The organism is Nesterenkonia sandarakina (assembly GCF_014138825.1).
GTDB lineage: Bacteria > Actinomycetota > Actinomycetes > Actinomycetales > Micrococcaceae > Nesterenkonia > Nesterenkonia sandarakina.
The window spans coordinates 1,780,529-1,798,690 of record NZ_JACJIH010000001.1; the positions used below are offsets into that span (position 1 = coordinate 1,780,529).

Below are 18,162 nucleotides of genomic sequence, written 5' to 3' on the forward strand. Positions count from 1 at the left end.
CTCATTCGTCCAGCGAAACGCTGAACGGACGGTGGTGCTTGATGTGGTGCTCTGGAATCCAGGCTTCACAATCGACCATGCTGCTTTCCGGCGCTGAAGCCCACCCGGTCCTCGCTCCAAGAGGACACGCATGTGCACAGCGCAGCACGGCTTGCGACTGTCTATGGTAGCCCGCGCCCGGGGATTCGGCAAAGCGGGTGCGGGAGTCGGCCCCGAGCCGGCGGTACAGTCATGGCGTGACTCAGAACGCCGCCCGCACCCTCCCCGCGCTTCCCGTGGCGGCCATCGTCGCCACGGTGCTGATGTGGGCCTCCTCCTTCGTCCTGATCCGCTACTCCGCGGGGGAGCTCTCCCCCGGCCCGCTCGCCCTGCTGCGGCTGCTCGCCGGCACGGTGACGCTGAGCGCGCTGCTGCTCTGGGTCCGCCGGAGGAACCTGCACCTGCCCAGCCGACCCGCGCTGGGGCTGACTGCTCTCTTCGGGGTCATCTGGTTCGCGCTCTACACAGTGGTCTTCAACCTCGCCGGGCACTACATCGACGCCGGGACCATCGCGATGGTGGTGAACCTGGCCCCCCTGATGGTCGGCGTCGGCGCGGTGGTGTTCTTCAAGGAGTCATTCTCCTCCCGGCTCTTCGCGGGCATGGTGGTCTCGCTGTGCGGGATCGGACTGATCACCGTGGCGGGATCCACCGGTCAGCTGGCGCTGGCCGGGCTGGGCATCGCCCTGCTCGCGGCGTTCCTCTACGCCGGGGGCATGCTGATCCAGAAGCTCGCACTGCGGCACACCGACCCGCTGACCGCGACCTGGCTGGCCTGCGCCGCCGGGACCATCGCCCTGCTTCCCTTCCTCGGCGCCACCTGGGATCAGCTGCAGACGACCTCGACCCCGGTGATCCTCGGCGCGGTGTATATGGGGATCGGGCCCACCGCTCTGGGCTTCTGGTTCTGGGGCTACGCGATGAACCACTTCCCCACCGGCAAGGTGGCCGCATGCACACTGGCGGTGCCCGCCGTCGTCGTGGTCATGTCATGGCTCACCCTCGGCGAGGTTCCGCCGCTGCTGGGGATCATCGGCGGTGCGGTGACCCTGACCGGGGTGGCTATCGCGCAGCTTCGCCGGCCGGCGCGACACGTGCCGCAGGCGCGACCGGTGCGCTGAACCTCTCCCCGCTGGCCAGCTCATAGGCCCGTGCGGCGCGCAGCACCGAGCGGTCCCGGGTCCGGGCGGCGACGATCTGCAGACCCACCGGCAGCCCGGCGCCGGTCAGTCCGCAGGGGACCGAGACGGCAGGCTGTTGGGTCATGTTGAACGGGTAGGTGTACGGGGTCCAGCTGGTCCACAGGTCCGAGCGCCAGCCCGCCGGAGCCTGCCGGCTCGCATCGAAGGCTGGGATCGGCATGGTGGGGGTCACCAGCAGGTCGTACTTCTGATGGAAGGCTCCCATCCGCACACCCATGTCCATGCGCACCCCGGTGGCGGTGAGGTAGTCCAGCGCCGAGGCGTCGGCGTACTGCTCGATTCCGGCCCGCAGCCCTGGATCCACCTTCTCCAGCGCGCCGGGGCCGTAGGCCTCCAGGACCTTCGCGGCTCCGGCGAACCAGAGCACGTGGAAGGCCTCCACCGGGTCCGTGATGTCGGGGTCCACCTTCTCGACCTGGGCGCCGAGCGAGGCCAGCACGGCTACCGCCTCCTCAACCCGGGCCTCGACCTCCGGGTCGTTGCTGCCGAATCCCAGGGTCGGCGAATACCCGATCCGCACCCCGGCCAGCGAGCCGCCGTCGACCTCGAGCTCGGCGAGGTCGGCGGAGAATGGTCGGGTCTGTGAGGGCAGGGCGGACCAGTCCCGGGCATCGAAGCCGGCGATCACATCGAGCAGCAGGGCGGTGTCGGTGACCGTGCGCGCCATCGGCCCGGCGTGGGCAAGCGTCCCGAAGGGGCTGGCCGGGTACATCGGCACGGTGCCGTAGGTGGCCTTGATCGCCACCGTGCCGGTGAACGCCGCCGGGATCCGGACCGAGCCGCCGCCGTCGGTGCCCACCGCCCAGGGGCCCATCCCGGCGCCCACGGCGGCGGCCGCACCTCCGGAGGATCCGCCGGCGGTCAGCGCCGGATCCCAGGGGTTGGTGGTCGCGCCGAAGCGCCCCGAGTCGGTGGTGCCCTTCCACGCGAACTCCGGCGTGGTGGTCTTGCCCAGCAGCACCGCACCGGTCTCACGCAGCCGCGCCACGCAGGGCGCGTCGAAGTCCCAGGGCCCGGCTTCATCGATCAGCCGACTGCCGCGCAGGGTGGGCCAGCCCACGGTGGGGAAGATGTCCTTGATCGAGGTCGGCACCCCGTCTCCGGGACCGAGGGTCTGTCCTGAGGCCCAGCGCCGCGCGGAGGCTCGAGCGGAGTCCAGCGCAGCATCCCGGTCCACCAGCACGAACGCGTTCACCGCGGCGTCGCGCTGCTCGATCCGTTCCAGGGCCGCCTCGGTGGCGTCCACCGGGGTGAAGTCACCCGAGCGGTACCCCGCGAGCAGTTCGACGGCGGTCAGGTCGGCAAGGTGCGTCATGCGCCCCTCCTCTGGATCTGGAGTCCTAGGACTCATCTGGTGCGGCTTATGGGATGGGATCGATCGGTGGTCGGCGGGCTGGGTGTCCGGCAGGGCTCGGCGGTGCTGGGGCTGGGCTCAGTGCCGGGGGACGTATCCCTTGGCGGTGTCCACGAGGTTCTTCAGCTCCTGCCCGTCGAGCCAGCGCTCGGCGTTGTCCCGGAACTGTTCCGCCAGCGCCGCACGCCAGCCGTGCACGTCTCCTGACATGTGGGCGGAGATGGTCACCGAGTCCATCGCCCAGAGCGGGGAGTCTTTCGGCAGCGGCTCCTGGGCGAAGACGTCGAGGGTGGCGCGCGCCAGGTTCCCGGTCTGCAGGGCCTCGAGAAGCGCCGTCTCGTCCACTGATTCACCGCGCCCGATGTTGATCAGGTGCGCGCCGGGGCGCACCGCTGCCAGCGACTCGGCCCCGATCAGCCCGGCCGTCTGCGCGGTGAGCGGTGCGGCATTGATGATGTGGTCGAAGCCGCCGATGTGCTGACGAAGCTGCGCACTCTGCACCACAGTGCCGAAGTCTGGGTCCTCTTCCCGCGCAGTGCGTCCGGCGCCGGTGACCTTGATCCCCACCGCACGCAGCAGACGCGCGGTCTCACGCCCGATCGCCCCGGTGCCGATGATCAGCGCGGAGGTGCCCTGCACCCTCTTGGTCTCGCGGTGGACCCACTGGGCCTGCTGCTGGTGTCGCTGGCTTGCCGCGAAGTCTTTGGCGTGGGCGAAGATCGCGGCCAGCACGTACTCCGCGATCGGACGGTCAAAGATGCCCTGCGCGTTGGTCACGACCACCTCAGAGCCGCTGAGCTCATCGAACATCAGGGCATCCACCCCCGCGGCGGCCACGTGGATCCATTCCAGGGCACCCGCCCGGGGCCAGGCCTGCTGCACCGCCGGGGAGAAGAAGTCCCAGAGGAAGAGAACCTGGGCACCTTCGATCGCGGCCCCGAGCCCGTCGGCATCGGTGTAGCGCAGCTCCGCGCGCGCCTGCAGGGACTCCAGCCCCTCAGGTCGATGCAGCTCGGGTCGATGCAGCTCGGGTCGATGCAGCTCAGGTCGATCCAGCTCAGGTCGGTGCAGCTCGGCAGGCTGATCAGCTGCTGCCGCTGCCCCGGGATCGGCTCGCGGACACAGAACGGTGATGATCGGTCGTGCTGGTGTCATATCCACCTGCCCCTCTCTGGCTCATGATGGCTGCCCGGCCGGGGCTGTCCCCCGCTGCTGAGCTTCCCTCGCCAGGTGCGGCTATGCTATGAATACCTGTGAAGATTGTCAACAATCCGGAGATGCCATGAGTTCTGCATCAGGCTTCCAGCCCGTCCCCCGCGAATCCACCTCCTCGCTGATCACCCGCCAGCTGCGCGAGGGCATCATGCGCGGCGCGCTGCCCGCAGGCGCCCAGCTCTCCGAAGCGACGCTGGCCGCCGAGTTCGGTGTGAGCCGCGGCCCGCTGCGCGAGGCCATGCAGCGACTGGTCCAGGAGGGGCTGGTGCGCAGCGAGCTCAACCGGGGACTCTTCGTGAAGGAGCTCGACGAGACCGAGATCCGCGACCTCTACCTCACCCGCACCGCGATCGAGACTGCCGCGGCCCGGGCAGTGGCCCACGGGGAGTCAGCGGGTGAAGGTGCCGCGAGACTGCGTGCCCGCGCGGCCGCGATGGCGGCGGCCGCCGCCTCCGGGGACCTGCAGGCGCTGGCAGATGCAGACTTCGCCTTCCATGAGGAGCTGGTGAGCCTCGCGGGGAGCCCCCGGCTCCACCGGGTCCACGAGACCCTGATGGTGGAGACCAGGATGTGCATGACGGCGCTGCAGGGCACCTATTTCGACCCGGAGGACCAGGTCGCAGAACACTCCCGCATCGTCGAGGCCATCGCCTCCGGTGATGACGCCGGGCTGGTGCGCGAGATCGAGGAACATATGCAGGAAGCCTTGGATCGCCTGGTCAGAGCGTCTCGGTGAACTCTTGGCCGAACCTATGGTCCGGCAGAGCCGACGGCGCTAGGGTCAAGTAATGGAATTCAGATATCTCGGACATTCAGGCTTGAAGATCTCAGAGATCACCTATGGAAACTGGTTGACCCACGGTTCCCAGATCGAGAACGAGGTCGCGACCAGCTGCGTCCACGCCGCCCTCGACGTCGGAATCACCACCTTCGACACCGCTGACGTCTATGCCAACACCGTGGCGGAGCAGGTGCTCGGCGACGCATTGGCAGGTCAGCGCCGGGAATCCCTGGAGATCTTCACCAAGGTCTACTTCCCCACCGGCCCCAAGGGCCCCAACGACACCGGGCTCTCCCGCAAGCACATCTTGGAGTCGATCAACGGCTCGCTGACCCGGCTGGGCACCGATTACGTGGATCTCTATCAGGCACACCGCTATGACCATGAGACGCCGCTGGAGGAGACCATGCAGGCCTTCGCCGATGTGGTGCGCGCCGGCAAGGCGCTCTACATCGGGGTCTCTGAGTGGACCGCTGATCAGCTGCGCGCCGGCCACGCATTGGCCAAGGACCTGCGCGTGCAGCTGATCAGCAATCAGCCGCAGTACAACATGCTCTGGCGAGTCATCGAACCCGAGGTGGTGCCGGCCTCCGAGGATCTCGGGATCTCCCAGATCGTGTGGTCCCCCATCGCCCAGGGCGTGCTGACCGGGAAATACCTGCCGGGTCAGCCCGCACCTGAGGGCTCTCGCGCCTCCGACAAGGAGGCCGGAAAGTTCATCGAGCGCTATATGGACGAGGAGATCCTCACCGCGGTGCAGAATCTCAAACCAATCGCGGCAGACCACGGGCTGGATCTCGCGCAGCTCGCCGTGGCCTGGGTGCTGCAGAACCCGAACGTCGCCTCCGCCCTGGTCGGCGCGTCCCGGCCGGAACAGATCGCCGGCAACGTCGCTGCGGCCGGGGTCACCCTTGATGATGCCGCGATGCACGCGATCGACGCGGTGATCGGGGATCTCGCCGAGCAGGATGCCCGCCTGACGAAGTCCCCCGAGACCCGGCTGAGCTGAGCACGCCCCGACTCTCCGCCGGCCGCGCAGCGGTCCAACGGTGAGGCCCCCGGTGCCGCAGCGCACCGGGGGCCTCGTCGATTCACCGGTCTCAGAATCTGGTCACCTTTACCGTATCGTTATGAAATCGGTGGCGTGGAACGTACACTGGCCGCTGGACTGAAGACATGGACAGCCGGCTGAACATGAGCGCGGCCAGATAACAGGGGGCGGGACCGGATGAAGCCTGGAGCACGGGGTGTGGCCCCCCTCGGCGGTGCCGCCCTGCTCAGCGTGACCCTGCTCCTGGGTGCGTCCCCCACGGCCGCCATCGCATCCCCCGCGCCAGTCTCGGAATCCCCTGCCACGATGCAGACCCAGGACGACGTCGTCGGTCCCAGCTCGACCCAGGACACCCAGGGCGCGAGTCCTGCGCCATCCAGTGCATCGCCGGATGCACCCTCTGAAGAGTCCAGCCCTGAACCGTCGGACCCTGTCGAGGGTCTCAGCGAGGATCCGACCGAGGCGCCGCTGGATCCGACCGTGCCGGGGGACCCCACGGAGACTCCCGCGCCGGGCCCGACGCAGCCGGAACCCACGGAACCGGATCCCACAGAGCCAGAACCCACCGAGCCGGGCCCGACACAGCCAGAGCCCACCCAGCCGGAGCCCACGGACCCCGGGAGCACCGAGCCGGATCCCGCAGATCCCAGCGCCCCGGATCCGGTGACTCCCGAGCCCGAACCCTCCGAGGAGGAGCCCCCGCCAGGCCTTCCCTCCGATCCCGGTGAGGGGACCTCGGCCCCCGCGCAGGGCGAGCACTATCTGCAGTGCGGCTCGGCATTCGCCTACCCCGGTCAGACCCAGACGCTGCGGCTTCAGATGAGCAGCAGCCTGAGCGACCTCACCGTGGGCTCGAGCCTGACCGGAGCAGAGATCTGGATCGAGGGCGGCGTGGTCTATTACCAGGCACCCTCGCCGCTGCCTCCCGGTGCCTCCCAGGATGATTTCGCGGTTCGGGGAGTCGATCCCAACGGCGACCCGGTCTCGGACCGCTGCAACATCGGTCTGGCATCCACGCCCGGCGACGCCGACGACGCCGAGCAGCCCGCCCCACCGAGTCAGCTGGATCCGGCGCCGGGCAGCCCGAGCGCAGAGCGCCCCGGGTCGGCCACCGCTCCCAGCACCGCGAGCAGCTCCCCGAGCAGCTCCGCGGGGGCGACCTCCGACTCGAGGCTCAGCGGCCCTCCCATTCCCGGCATGCCCGGCTACGCGCTGCCAGGTCAGGGATCCCCCAGCTCCCCAGACTCGGCCTCACCGACGCCTGAGCGTGGGGACTCCCACGAGGACCCGGCGGCGGCTCAGCCGGCGGAGGACTCGGCGCTCGCGGCGACCGGTTTGAGCACCGCCCAGACCGCAATAGCCCTCACGCTGGCGCTGCTGGCGATCCTCGCCGGTGCTGCGGCCATGATGCTGGCGTCTCGCCGATCAGGCTCCGCCCGCTGATCAGGCTCCGCTCGCTGATCGGGCTCACCAGGTGTTGGGGGCCGGCTTCCGCGCCGCCGGAAGCGCGGAGTCGCGGCGCCAGTTCGCAAGCTCCTCCCCGATCGTGAGGTCTTCGGGCACCTCATGCCCGAGGTCCTGGATCGCGTCGAGGATCTCGGCGTTGGAGACCGGCCCATTGCGGGAGAGCAGCCGTCCCGCGATATGCGCGCGGACGTAGATCTCGCCGTCGACCACTGCGCGCTGCTCGAAGTAGAAGCACTTCTCATCGAAGCCGATCATCCGGGTGTGGATCTCGAACCGCGTCATGAAGGTGACCGAGCGTCGGAAGGTGATCTGCTCGGACTGGACCACCGGGGACCATCCGCGCTTCTTCATCTGCGCCCACAGGCCAGAGCGCGCCATCAGATCGAATCGTCCGAGGTCAAAGAGCGAGAAGTACTGGCCATTGTTGATGTGCCGGGCGATGTCGATATCGGTGGGCAGTGCTCGCAGGGTGAGCACCGAAGACTCCCAGACAGAGATGGGAGGTCGACGTCGGGCGCGCAGCAGCACCAGCAGGGTGCGGAAGATCACATGCATGGGCACAGTGTGCCATAAGCTACCGCTGAGTAATAACTTGGTCTGCGGTGCGCGACTTCACCCCGATGCCGCGGAGGGCGCCGAGGGCGAACCAGCGGTGCTGGATTCCGCGGCGCGCAGCACGTAGCCCGCTCCGCGGACGGTGTGGATCATGCGGGGCATGTCGGCCTCGATCTTCTTGCGCACATAAGAGATGTAGAGCTCCACGATGTTCGCCTGCCCGGCGAACTCATACTCCCAGACCTGCTGCAGGATCTCCGCCTTGGGCAGCACCGTCCTGGCGTGGAGCATCAGGAGTCGCAGCAGCCGAAACTCAGTGTCGGAGAGGTCGATGTCGCGTCCGCCGCGGCGCACGGTGCGCGCGGCGGTGTCCAGCTCGAGGTCCCCGACCAGCAGCCGCTCCCCTTCACTGCGCTGCGGGAGCCGAGCCGTGATGAAGTGCAGCCGGCGCAGCGCCTCCTGCACCGTGATTGCTCCGGCCATATGGTCATCCTGGGGGTGCACGGCCCTCAGCACCGATTCCAGCTCAATCCCGGCGTCGAACCAGTGCAGCACCGCGGACGGGTCTGCGCTCGAGCGCAGGTCCTGAAGCACCCGTTCCATATCGGTCACCTGACGACTGGCGCGGGCATCGACCACGAACAGCTCCGGGTTCTCCACCTGGATCGCCTGCCGGGCGGCCTCTGCGCTGGAGGCCAGCAGCACCTTCACGTCGATCCCACGCAGTCGCTGGCTGAGCTCCGAGGCCGCCGGCGAGGGACCACCCAGGATCAGCACCGGGGAGGAGACCGCGAGCCTGGGCGGCTCGGCGGGCCGCAGGGTCGCCTCCGGGGACCCTTGCGCAGGCCCGGCACCGTTCTCCCCCGCCATGACACCTCCCGCGATTTCTTCCTGAACTGCCTCCTCAGGCGTGGCAGATGTCCCGGAACTCTACAGACTCTCGACCTTCGATCCTAGGCCGAAGCCCCAGGCGCAACAACAGTCTGACCCCTGAGCACCTCGAAGCGGGATCCGATTTCGTGAAAGACTGTCCGCAGTGACCGATATCACCCGCCGTCCGTCACTGGTTCACCCGCTGACCCGCCCTACCTGGCACCTACTGAGGAGAACAGATGATCATCGGAGTCCCCGCCGAAGTGAAGAACAACGAATATCGAGTGGCGCTGACCCCCGCCGGAGCGGTGGACCTCACGGCCCGCGGACACCGGGTGCTGCTGGAGGCCGGAGCCGGCACCGGTTCCGGCTTCACTGATCAGGACTACCGGGCCGCGGGTGCCGAGATCCTCGACGGCGCCGACGCGGTCTGGGAGCAGGCCGAGATGATTCTGAAGGTCAAGGAGCCGCAGGCGGAGGAGTTCCCCCGCATGCGCTCCGGTCAGGTGCTCTTCACCTATCTGCACCTCGCAGCGGAACCGGACTGTGCACGCGCCCTGCAGGAGCGCAGCGTCACGGCGATCGCCTATGAGACCGTCACCGGCTCCCACGGCCTGCCGCTGCTGGCTCCGATGAGTGAGGTCGCCGGGCGCCTGGCGCCGCAGGTGGGCGCCTACCACCTGATGCACTCCCAGGGAGGCCCGGGCATCCTGATCGGCGGCGTCCCCGGCGCCCGCCCCGCGAAGGTGGTCGTCATCGGCGGCGGCAAGGCCGGGGAGCAGGCGGCGCTGACCGCACTGGGCATGGGTGCCGATGTCACGGTGCTGGACCTGAACATCGAACGGCTCCGCGAGCTCTCGGCACTCTCCGGACGCGGTCTGACCACGCTGGCCTCGAACACGCTGACCCTGACCGAGGAGGTCGCCGCCGCCGATCTGGTGATCGGTTCGGTGCTGGTCCCGGGAGCCACCGCCCCGAAGCTGGTGACCCGGGAGATGGCCGCCGCCATGCGTCCGGGCTCGGTCCTGGTGGACATCGCGATCGACCAGGGGGGCTGCTTCGAGGGCTCCCGCCCCACCACCCACGCCGATCCCACCTTCCATATCGGGGAGCAGATCTACTACTGCGTGGCGAACATGCCCGGGGCGGTGCCGCACACCTCCACGGCCGCCCTGACGAACTCCACGCTGCGCTATATCTTCGCCCTGGCGGACAAGGGGTGGAAGCAGGCGCTGCGGGAGGACCCGCATCTGGCCAACGGGCTCAACGTCCACGCCGGGGAGCTCACCAACGCCCCCGTGGCCCAGGCCCTGGGGGCGCCGCACCGCGCCATGGCGGACGTGCTGGCCTGAGCAGCTGGGGCAGGCCGCTCAGGCCTGCCCCAGCTCAGAAGCTCTGGCGGTCTTCGAGCTCACGCCCGGGCACCACAGTGAAGTAGGTCTCCACCAGCGCCGCATCCACGGCCTCGAGCGTTCCGGGGTTCCAATGCGGGGTCCGGTCCTTGTCGATGACCTGGGCTCGGATGCCCTCTCGGAAGTCCGCCGAGCGCAGCATGTGCACCGCGATGGTGAACTCCCTCTCGAGCGCCTCAGGCAGGGAAAGCTCCTGGGCGGCGAGGATCGCGCGGTGCGTGACCTTCAGAGAGGTCGGGGACTTCCCGCGCAGGGACTTCACAGCGGTCGCCGCGCCTGGTGCGCTCGGCGCGAGCTCATCGAGGCGATCAAGCAGCTCCTCCACGCTCGGCGCGGCGTAGGCCTGGTCGATCCAGGCCTGCGACTGCGCAAGTGCGGAGGCCTCCGGGTTGCGGGTGAACCGAGGCAGCGCCTCGGTCACCGGCTCCGTGCTCAGCGCCTGGATCAGCTCGGGCAGGTCCTCGCCGCGCACTTCGACGTCGGCCAGGCCCAGGGCGAGGGTGTCGGCGGCGTCGAGGTGGGCACCGGTGAGTCCCGCGTGCAGCCCCAGGAAACCCGGAGCCCTGCCCAGGAGCCAGGTGCCTCCGACGTCGGGGGCGAAGCCGATGGTGGTCTCGGGCATGCCGGCGCGGGTGCGTTCGGTGACCACGCGGTGGGATCCGTGGGCGGAGACCCCGATGCCCCCGCCGAGCACCAGCCCGTCCATCAGGGCGATGTAGGGCTTGGGGTACTCGGCGATGGTGAGGTTCAGCGCGTACTCGGTGGCCAGGAAGGACTCGCTGACGAAATCGGCGGCGTAACCGGGCGTCCCGTCGGGGAGGATCCCGCCGCCGTCGTGCTCCTGGAGCCGGACCATCTCCTGGTAGAGGCTGGAGACGTCGCCGCCGGCGCAGAGACCTCGGTCTCCGGCCCCGCGGATGAGCACCTGATCCACCCGATCGTCCACGGCCCAGTCCTGGAGCTGGACCAGGATGCACTCACACATCAACTGGGTCAGCGCATTCACCGCATGCGGTCGATTCAGCGTGATGATGCCAAGATGTCCGCGCAGCTCGAAGGCCACATCACCGGTATACGTCTCCCTGCCCATGTGACAGAGGTTACACGGGGCCCGGCACGTGACTCAAAAGTGTCCTCGGCGCGAGCCTCGAATGCGGGTCAGGCGTTCCAGAGCCCGTAGGAGTCCGCCAGTGAGGCGATCTTCTGGGCCCGGGCCAGGCGCGGCAGATACGAGCCGTCGCCGATGGAGCCTCCGGCCTCGTGGGCTTCGATGAGCTCGCGAGCCCAGTTCAGCTCATCCTCTGACGGGGCCAGACCGGTGTTGATGTGCTCGACCTGCGCCCGGTTCAGCGAGAGCTTGCCGGTCATGCCCATGCTGGCGGTCACGGCGCAGGCCTCCGCGGTCTGCGCCGGATCCGCGTCGGCGGCGGTCGGCCCGTCGATGGCACCGGGGAGCCCCCCGACGCGGGAGGCGATGACCAGTCGGGCCCGCGCGTAGGCGAGCGCCATGGGGTCAGCGGAGACGCCCACGTCCTTGCGGAAGTCGTTGGTGCCGAAGGCCAGCCGGAAGGTCCCTGGGGCTGAGGCGATCTGGGTCGCGTTCTCCACGCCGAGCGCAGACTCGATGAGCGCGATGACCGGAGTCCCGGCGCGCAGTCGCATCGCGGTGTAGGTGACCTGCTCGGGGTGCTCGGTCTCGGCGAGCATCACCCCGCGCAGCCCGTCGGCCCGGGAGAGCACGGCGAGGTCCTCCTCCCAGTGCTCGGAGGTGGTGGGGCTGACCCGGACCCAGGCGGTCATGCCGCCGTTGAGCGCACGCAGCACCGCCTCACGGGCGGCGACCTTGCCGTCGTCAGGGACCGAGGCCTCCAGATCGAAGATCACAGAGTCGGCCTCGCTGGCCAGTCCGGGTGCGAAGTCCTGCTCCTTGGCGGCGTTGATCAACAGCCAGGAGCGGGAAAGTTTGGCGGGAAGCGCGGCCGCGCGACGGTTCCGGATGGGCATGGCTCCAGCCTACCGGAGATGCTCTCCAGAGCCGGTGGCGGGTGCTGCGAGAACCGCGCCCCACCAGGAGTTGCCCTGCGGCAGGCGGTGGGGGACACAGGGCGGGTGGAGGCACTCGGGGCACGCAGGGCGGGCGGGGGCACACGGGGCACGCCGTGGGCGCTGCGCACCTGGCGCTGGTGAGATGTTGACATCGGCCCGGCGGCATCGCAGACTCGAAGATGATTGAAGTTCAAGTTTGAAATATATGGCTTGGGCTTTGATCCCGGACGCGGTTTCAGGACCCCCGATCTCCTGGCCGCGCTCGCCCTGTGGGAAGGAACTGCTGGCCGGGTGCACCACTGCCGCCCCGAGTGCATCCGGTTTCCTGAACCCACGCCGCGGGCGGAGGGTCGACCCCCGTCATTGCACCCCCGCCCGCGAGGGCACCGGGCCGCGCGCCAGCCACTCCCCCCCCTGCGACACCCAAGCGATGCGCCACCCAAGCGCTGGATGCAGCCAAAGCGCACCTCAGCGAGGGAGCCGATTCGGTGTGCCGGGACCCAGCTCTTATTCTGGTGCCATGACTGCCACCCTGCGCCCCCGCGCTCGCACGCGCGCCGCTGCGAGCTGCCTCGGGCTGGCACTGCTGCTCGCGGGCTGCGGCTCCTCGGATCCGGAGTCGGGGGAACAGGACGCTGTTGAGAACGCGATTCCGCAGCCCGAGGTGGAGGGGGACGACTCGGTGCGGCTCCCGCTGGCGATGCTCAGCCCGGACGGTCAGACACAGGACACCTCGCAGCCAGGGGGCACCTTGGAAGACGACCAGGCGCCGGGCAGCCCGGTCCAGGAGACCGACGGGGCGCAGCAGACCCAGGAGATCGAGATCGCCCGGACCGAGGCCTTCGGCTGCGGCGACACCGTCTCGGTCATCCGCTCGGTGCCGATGGTCACCGAGGATCCGGCGGTCGCGGCGCTGGAGTTCCTGATCGACGACCAGCTCGTCTCCCACGGGTCGCCGGCCTTCACCAACCCGCTCGCCGCCTCCGAGGAGCTGGAAGTCGACTCCGTGGAGGTCGACGAGGACACGGCTGTGGTGGCACTGAGCGGTCAGCCGGTCAGCTCAGGAGAGTGCGAGTCCTGGCAGATCCTGACCCAGATCGAGACCACGGCCAGCATGGCCACCGGCGCCACCTCCAGCGAGGTGACCGTCGATGGTCAACCGCTGGCCCAGCTGCTGGGACTTCCCGTGGACCGCGAGCCGCTGCAGATCGATCAGATCGAGCGTTGAGCACAGGACCGACCAAAGCGCCCCACACCACCGGCGAGGTGGCTGGACGGCGGCCCCCGGGCTAGTCGATCAGCCGGGCTAGTCGATCAGCAGGCCGGGCTGTTCCATCACTGCGGCCACGTCGGAGATGAACCGGCCCGCGAGGTCCCCGTCGATGAGCCGATGGTCGAAGGACCCGCCGATCACCATCACATCCCGCGGCACGATCTGTCCCTCCACGACCCAGGGCTTCTTCCGCACCGCGCCCAGCGCCACGATCGAGGCCTGGCCCGGCGGCAGGATCGGGGTTCCGCTGTCCAGTCCCAGGGTGCCGATATTGGTGATCGAGACCGTGCCGCCCCGCATCTCCCCCGGGGTGGTCCGGCCCTCGCGTGCGTCGATGGTCAGCGCAGTGAGCGCCGCGGCCAGGCCCCGGGTGTTGAAGGCATGGGCCTCATGGATCACCGGGACCACAAGCCCGCGCGGGGTCGCCGCGGCGACTCCGAGGTTGACGTAGTTCCTCAACGTGTAGTGCGTGTCATGCCAGGTGGCGTTGACCTGCGGGTTGCGCCGCGCCGCCCAGATGATCGCCTTGGCGGCGAAGAGCATCGGGGACACGCTCAGCCCCTCATAGGAGGGGTCCTTCTTCAGCACCTGGCGCAGCTCCATGGTGCGCGTGACATCGACCTCTTTGAACACAGAGACATGCGGCACGGTGGTCGCCGAGGCGGTCACGTTGCGCGCAGTCGCCTTGCGCACACCCCGGACCTGGATGTTCTCCTCGCGCGGACCCTCGTAGAGCAGCCCCTCCTCGGCCGGAGTGGCCTTGCGATGACTGGTCGCCGGAGCCCCGGTCGCCGGGGTCTGCCCCGAGGCGCGCTGTTCCCGCTTCTGCTGCGCCTGGCGCTCCACGTCGTCTCGGGTGATCTGCCCATTGCGACCGGAGCCGACGAGCTCCCAGACGGCGACGCCGAGGCGCTTGGCCAGGGCGCGCACCGGAGGACTGGCCCGAGCGACGATGTCAGCGATGTCGGTATACGCCCCGCCGGCAGGGGCGGGGGCGGCGATCTCCAGGCCCTCGAGGTCGATCAGGTCCGGCGCCGTGGAGCGGGTCCGGACGCGGCGAGCGGTGGAGTCGGCCTTGGGGCCGGACCCGACCAGGGCCTCGTTCTGTGCGGAGCTCGACTCAGGGGTCGAGTCTGTGCGCTCGGAGCTCCCGCGCTCTGATTTCTCGCGCTTCTGGGCGGCGGCCTTCTTCGCACGCCCGGAGCGCTGGCGGCCCGGCTTCTCCTCCGCTGCGGGCTGCTCGTCGCTCTCTGGCACACCCGAGTCCGCGCCCGAGTCGGCACCTGAGCCGAGATCGGGTTCGGCGGAGCCCGAGTCCGGGTCGGTCCGGGTCTCCTCCCCCTCGGCGGCGATCCGGATCAGCGGGGCGCCGACCTCGATGGTCTCGCCCTCGGCGGCGAGCAGCTCGGTGACGACTCCGGCGTAGGGCACCGGCAGCTCGACCAGGGACTTGGCAGTCTCGATCTCGACCACGATGTCGTTGACCTCCACGGTCGCGCCCACCGTGGTGCGCCAGGTGACGACCTCGGCCTCGGTCAGGCCCTCGCCGACGTCGGGAAGGTTGAAGGTCTCAGCCATGCTCAGGCACTCCTCTGGTAGCTGAAGCTGCGGTCCACGGCTTCCAGCATCCGATCGATGTCTGGAAGGTAGCGGTGCTCCTGGGACGAGGGCGGGTAGGGCATGTGGAATCCGCCCACGCGCAGCACCGGGGACAGCAGTCGGTGATGGGCGCGTTCGGCCACGCGTGCGGCGATCTCTCCGCCTATCCCGCCGAAGGTCGGTGCCTCGTGGGCGACGATCAGCCGCTGGGTCTTCGCTGCGGAGCGGGCGATGGTCTCGTCGTCGAGCGGGCTGATCGAGCGGATGTCCACCACCTCGATGCTGCGGTCCTCCGCCCGGGCGGCCTCAGCCGCGGCCAGCGCCACCGGCACCAGCGGACCGTAGGTGGCGATCGTGGCGTCGGTGCCCTCGCGGATGACCTGGGCGCGGAACGCGTCCGGCGCTGGGTTCTCCAGGTCGACCTTGCCCTTGAGCCAGTAGCGGCGCTTGGGCTCGAGGATGATCACCGGGTCGTCGCTGACGATGGCCTGGCGGGTCATCCAGTAGGCGTCCTGCGGGTTCGACGGCGCCACGATGCGCAGCCCCGCGGTGTGCGCGAAGAGCGCCTCAGGCGATTCGGAGTGGTGTTCGATCGAGCCGATGTGCCCTCCATAGGGCAGTCTGATCGTCACCGGGACCTTGACCCGGCCGTCGGTGCGGTTGTGCATCTTGGCCAGCTGGGTGGTGATCTGGTTGAACGCGGGGAAGACGAAGCCGTCGAACTGGATCTCGGCCACCGGGCGGTAGCCGCGCATCGCCATGCCGATGCTGGTGCCGACGATGCCGGACTCGGCCAGCGGCGAGTCGATCACCCGGTGCGTGCCGAACTCGGCCTGCAGCCCCTCGGTGACCCGGAAGACGCCGCCGAGCGCCCCGATGTCCTCGCCGATGAGCAGCGTCTTCTCATCCGCGGCGAGCTCATCGCGCAGGGCCGCGGTGATCGCCTTGGCCATGACCATCTCTTTGATCGCGCTCATCCTGCGGTGCCCGCCTCCGTCTGCTCCTCGGCGAATCCTGCTTCGTAGTCCTTCAACCAGGCCTTCTCGGTCTCGACCTGGCCGTGCGGCTCTGAGTACACGGTGTCGAAGACTCGTTCCAGATCGATGGACTCCATGGCCAGCACGGAGCGCCGCATATCGGCGGCCAGGTCCTTGTACTCGGCGTCGACCTCGGCGAAGAAGCCCTCATCGGCGTGGCCTGCTGCGCGCAGCCAGGTCTGGTAGCGCGCGATCGGGTCCCGACCCTTCCAGAGCTGCTCCTCTTCGGAGCTGCGGTATTTGGTGGGGTCATCCGCCGTGGTGTGGGCGCCCATCCGGTAGGTGACCGATTCGATGAGCTTGGGTCCCGCGCCGGCGCGGATCTCTGCGGAGAGCTTGGTCGCGACCGCGTAGCTCGCCAGCACGTCGTTGCCGTCGACCCGGACGCCCTCGAAGCCGTAGCCCGTGGCGCGGTTCACCAGCGGGCTGCGGGACTGGGTCCGGGTGGGCACCGAGATCGCCCAGTGGTTGTTCTGGATGAAGTAGAGCAGGGGCAGCTCGTAGGAGGCGGCGAAGACCATGGATTCGTGGGCGTCGCCCTGGCTGGTGGCGCCGTCGCCGATGCAGGCCACGACGATCTCGTCCTCGGCGCGGTCCCGCGACAGGCTGCCCATCCGCAGGTCCTGGTTGATCCCCATCGCCCAGCCTGCGGCGTGGAGGGTCTGCGCGGCGAGCACCAGGGTGTAGATGTGGAAGTTGTGCTTGCGCGGGTCCCAGCCGGTGTGCCGGGTGGCCCGGAACATGGTCAGCAGCTCCTCCGGCGAGATCCCGCGGTAGAGCGCCATGGCGTGCTCACGGTAGGTGGGGAACACCATGTCCGAGGATTTGATCGCCGCGATGGTGCCCACCTGGGCGGCCTCTTGACCGAGCGCCGGCGCCCAGAGCGCGAGCTGGCCCTGACGCTGCAGCGAGGTGGCCTCGGCATCGAGCCGACGCTCCATGGCCATATAGCGGTAGAGCTCACGGAGCTGCTCCGCACCCAGCTCCGCGATGAACGGGGTGTAGACCTCGTTCTCGGCAAGCTTTCCCTCAGGGGTGAGCAGCTGGACGGGCTGCACCTCTTCTGGCTGCACAGTGTGATCCTCTCCGACGGCACCGCTGATGGACACCCTGCAGGTCAGGATGGCCATCGCTCATTGTGTCAGCTTGACTCAGGCTTCGAACCTGTAGGTCCGGCACAACTCGATGAATCGATCATTGGCTTCGACCTCGCCGATGGTGACCCGGACCCCCTCCCCGGGGAAGCCGCGGACTGCCAGCGCCTGCAGCCCGGCAGCCTCGGTGAACTCCGCGGTGCGCTCCCTGAGCGGGAGCCAGACGAAGTTGCCCTGCGCCTCGGGGATCGTCCAGCCAGCCTCGGCCAGAGCGGCGGCGACCCGGTCCCGCTCGGCGACCAGCGAGTCCACCCGCTCCATGACCTGATCCAGGTGCTCCAGGGAGGCCAGCGCCGCGACCTCGGCCAGGGTGGAGACGCCGAATGGTGCCGCCACCACGCGCAGGTGTCGGGTGATCTCGGGACCGGCGATGGAATAGCCCACGCGCAGCGCGGCCAGCCCGTGGGCCTTGGAGAAGGTCCGCAGCACCGCCACGTTGGGGTGCCTGCGGTACAGGGCGAGCGCGTCCAGCGGGTCCTCGGTGCGGACGAACTCCTGGTAGGCCTCATCGATGACCACGACGACGTCGCCCGGCACCTTCGCCAGGAAGGCCTCGACCTCGCTGTGCCGCAGCGCCGGCCCGGTGGGATTGTTCGGGGTGCACAGCAGCAGCACCTTGGTCTGTGCAGTGATCGCGGCGAGCATCGCCTCGAGGTCGTGACGGCCGTCTTCGGCCACCGGGACGGCGACGTCCTTGGCACCGGCTGTGCGCACCACGATCGGGTAGGCCTCGAAGGAGCGCCAGGCATAGATGACCTCGTCCTGGCTGCCGTCGCTGTTGGAACCGGCGAAGGCGTTGATGATCTGGGTCAGCGCCCCGAGGCTTCCGGTGCCTGCGACGATGTCCTCCACCGGGACCTCGAGGACCTCAGCCAGCCCGGCGCGGAGATTCTCGGCGTTGGGGTGCGGGTAGCGGTGCAAGGTGTCCACGGCTGCCATCGCCTGAGTGACCGCGGGGACCGGCCCCAGCGGATTCTCATTGGAGGAGAGCTTATACGGCGTGAGACCCTCTGCTGCCCGTGGCGGCTTGCCTGCGGCATAGGCGGGCAGAAGGCTGACGCTTTCCCGTGGGGTGATCGACCCGGCGCGTGAGAACATAGTCAT

The 18,162-nt window shown here is 69.1% G+C and carries 16 protein-coding genes; 6 read left to right on the top strand and 10 right to left on the bottom strand.

Annotation, left to right across the window (positions count from 1 at the left end; translation table 11 throughout):
- Positions 1-236 precede the first annotated feature (236 nt).
- Positions 237-1,160 carry a DMT family transporter gene (locus HNR24_RS14275; RefSeq protein ID WP_182495518.1) on the top strand — a complete coding sequence of 308 codons (924 nt, stop codon included), beginning with the start codon at positions 237-239 and terminating at the stop codon, positions 1,158-1,160.
- On the opposite strand, the gene HNR24_RS08055 is transcribed toward HNR24_RS14275, so the two are convergent.
- Positions 1,102-2,556 carry an amidase gene (locus tag HNR24_RS08055; RefSeq protein WP_058888266.1) on the bottom strand — a complete coding sequence of 485 codons (1,455 nt, stop codon included), beginning with the start codon at positions 2,554-2,556 and terminating at the stop codon, positions 1,102-1,104. The genes HNR24_RS14275 and HNR24_RS08055 overlap by 59 nt on opposite strands.
- Before the next feature lie 117 nt (positions 2,557-2,673).
- Complete coding sequence (locus HNR24_RS08060; protein WP_182495519.1) at positions 2,674-3,750, bottom strand: D-2-hydroxyacid dehydrogenase; 1,077 nt, start codon at positions 3,748-3,750, stop codon at positions 2,674-2,676.
- Positions 3,751-3,877: 127 nt separating this feature from the next.
- On the opposite strand from HNR24_RS08060, the gene HNR24_RS08065 reads away from it, so the two are divergent.
- The 3 genes from HNR24_RS08065 (at position 3,878) to HNR24_RS08075 (ending at position 7,085) form a co-directional block, all read left to right on the top strand.
- Positions 3,878-4,546 carry a GntR family transcriptional regulator gene (locus HNR24_RS08065; RefSeq protein ID WP_058888265.1) on the top strand — a complete coding sequence of 223 codons (669 nt, stop codon included), beginning with the start codon at positions 3,878-3,880 and terminating at the stop codon, positions 4,544-4,546.
- 52 nt (positions 4,547-4,598) lie between these two features.
- Complete coding sequence (locus tag HNR24_RS08070; RefSeq protein WP_182495520.1) at positions 4,599-5,600, top strand: aldo/keto reductase family protein; 1,002 nt, start codon at positions 4,599-4,601, stop codon at positions 5,598-5,600.
- Positions 5,601-5,840: 240 nt separating this feature from the next.
- Positions 5,841-7,085: a hypothetical protein gene (locus HNR24_RS08075; protein WP_182495521.1), complete on the top strand. Its 1,245-nt coding sequence runs from the start codon at positions 5,841-5,843 to the stop codon at positions 7,083-7,085.
- Between the two features lie 24 nt (positions 7,086-7,109).
- On the opposite strand, the gene HNR24_RS08080 is transcribed toward HNR24_RS08075, so the two are convergent.
- Both HNR24_RS08080 and HNR24_RS08085 read right to left on the bottom strand, forming a co-directional pair.
- Positions 7,110-7,664: an acyl-CoA thioesterase gene (locus tag HNR24_RS08080; protein WP_058888262.1), complete on the bottom strand. Its 555-nt coding sequence runs from the start codon at positions 7,662-7,664 to the stop codon at positions 7,110-7,112.
- Positions 7,665-7,721: 57 nt separating this feature from the next.
- The gene (locus tag HNR24_RS08085) at positions 7,722-8,534 is read right to left on the bottom strand and encodes a winged helix-turn-helix transcriptional regulator (RefSeq protein WP_058888261.1); all 813 of its coding nucleotides are present in this window, start codon (positions 8,532-8,534) and stop codon (positions 7,722-7,724) included.
- 242 nt (positions 8,535-8,776) lie between these two features.
- Here HNR24_RS08085 and ald point away from each other — a divergent pair, with 242 nt between their 5' ends.
- On the top strand, positions 8,777-9,889 hold the full coding sequence (gene ald, locus HNR24_RS08090; protein ID WP_182495522.1) for an alanine dehydrogenase: 1,113 nt from the start codon (positions 8,777-8,779) through the stop codon (positions 9,887-9,889).
- Positions 9,890-9,923: 34 nt separating this feature from the next.
- Here ald and HNR24_RS08095 read toward each other — a convergent pair whose 3' ends face one another.
- Both HNR24_RS08095 and HNR24_RS08100 read right to left on the bottom strand, forming a co-directional pair.
- Positions 9,924-11,039, bottom strand: coding sequence for an enoyl-CoA hydratase/isomerase family protein (locus tag HNR24_RS08095; RefSeq protein ID WP_058888259.1), 1,116 nt, complete (start codon positions 11,037-11,039; stop codon positions 9,924-9,926).
- 68 nt (positions 11,040-11,107) lie between these two features.
- On the bottom strand, positions 11,108-11,953 hold the full coding sequence (locus tag HNR24_RS08100) for an HpcH/HpaI aldolase/citrate lyase family protein (protein WP_058888258.1): 846 nt from the start codon (positions 11,951-11,953) through the stop codon (positions 11,108-11,110).
- 562 nt (positions 11,954-12,515) lie between these two features.
- On the opposite strand from HNR24_RS08100, the gene HNR24_RS08105 reads away from it, so the two are divergent.
- Positions 12,516-13,223, top strand: coding sequence for a GerMN domain-containing protein (locus tag HNR24_RS08105; RefSeq protein ID WP_182495523.1), 708 nt, complete (start codon positions 12,516-12,518; stop codon positions 13,221-13,223).
- A 78-nt stretch (positions 13,224-13,301) separates the two neighbouring features.
- On the opposite strand, the gene HNR24_RS08110 is transcribed toward HNR24_RS08105, so the two are convergent.
- The 4 genes from HNR24_RS08110 to HNR24_RS08125 form a co-directional block, all read right to left on the bottom strand.
- A complete protein-coding gene (locus tag HNR24_RS08110; protein ID WP_182495524.1) occupies positions 13,302-14,846 on the bottom strand; it encodes a dihydrolipoamide acetyltransferase family protein in 1,545 nt (514 codons plus the stop codon).
- A gap of 2 nt (positions 14,847-14,848) precedes the next feature.
- The gene (locus tag HNR24_RS08115; protein ID WP_058888255.1) at positions 14,849-15,844 is read right to left on the bottom strand and encodes an alpha-ketoacid dehydrogenase subunit beta; all 996 of its coding nucleotides are present in this window, start codon (positions 15,842-15,844) and stop codon (positions 14,849-14,851) included.
- Positions 15,841-16,977 (bottom strand): thiamine pyrophosphate-dependent enzyme, encoded by a 1,137-nt coding sequence (locus tag HNR24_RS08120; RefSeq protein ID WP_232301731.1) that lies wholly within the window; start codon positions 16,975-16,977, stop codon positions 15,841-15,843. Before HNR24_RS08120 ends, HNR24_RS08115 begins: the two co-directional genes overlap by 4 nt.
- Before the next feature lie 78 nt (positions 16,978-17,055).
- A complete protein-coding gene (locus HNR24_RS08125; RefSeq protein ID WP_083504734.1) occupies positions 17,056-18,162 on the bottom strand; it encodes a histidinol-phosphate transaminase in 1,107 nt (368 codons plus the stop codon).

What these genes read in the sequence shown, in the direction of transcription:
- HNR24_RS08110 (WP_182495524.1), bottom strand. Translation starts at nt 14,846, where the DNA reads ATGGCTGAGACCTTCAACCTTCCCGACGTCGGCGAGGGCCTGACCGAG.
- HNR24_RS08125 (WP_083504734.1), bottom strand. Translation starts at nt 18,162, where the DNA reads ATGACTATGTTCTCACGCGCCGGGTCGATCACCCCACGGGAAAGCGTC.
- HNR24_RS08065 (WP_058888265.1), top strand. Translation starts at nt 3,878, where the DNA reads ATGAGTTCTGCATCAGGCTTCCAGCCCGTCCCCCGCGAATCCACCTCC.
- HNR24_RS08080 (WP_058888262.1), bottom strand. Translation starts at nt 7,664, where the DNA reads ATGCATGTGATCTTCCGCACCCTGCTGGTGCTGCTGCGCGCCCGACGT.
- HNR24_RS08060 (WP_182495519.1), bottom strand. Translation starts at nt 3,750, where the DNA reads ATGACACCAGCACGACCGATCATCACCGTTCTGTGTCCGCGAGCCGAT.
- HNR24_RS08115 (WP_058888255.1), bottom strand. Translation starts at nt 15,844, where the DNA reads ATGAGCGCGATCAAAGAGATGGTCATGGCCAAGGCGATCACCGCGGCC.
- HNR24_RS08085 (WP_058888261.1), bottom strand. Translation starts at nt 8,534, where the DNA reads ATGGCGGGGGAGAACGGTGCCGGGCCTGCGCAAGGGTCCCCGGAGGCG.
- HNR24_RS08100 (WP_058888258.1), bottom strand. Translation starts at nt 11,953, where the DNA reads ATGCCCATCCGGAACCGTCGCGCGGCCGCGCTTCCCGCCAAACTTTCC.
- HNR24_RS08070 (WP_182495520.1), top strand. Translation starts at nt 4,599, where the DNA reads ATGGAATTCAGATATCTCGGACATTCAGGCTTGAAGATCTCAGAGATC.
- ald (WP_182495522.1), top strand. Translation starts at nt 8,777, where the DNA reads ATGATCATCGGAGTCCCCGCCGAAGTGAAGAACAACGAATATCGAGTG.
- HNR24_RS08105 (WP_182495523.1), top strand. Translation starts at nt 12,516, where the DNA reads ATGACTGCCACCCTGCGCCCCCGCGCTCGCACGCGCGCCGCTGCGAGC.
- HNR24_RS08055 (WP_058888266.1), bottom strand. Translation starts at nt 2,556, where the DNA reads ATGACGCACCTTGCCGACCTGACCGCCGTCGAACTGCTCGCGGGGTAC.
- HNR24_RS08095 (WP_058888259.1), bottom strand. Translation starts at nt 11,039, where the DNA reads ATGGGCAGGGAGACGTATACCGGTGATGTGGCCTTCGAGCTGCGCGGA.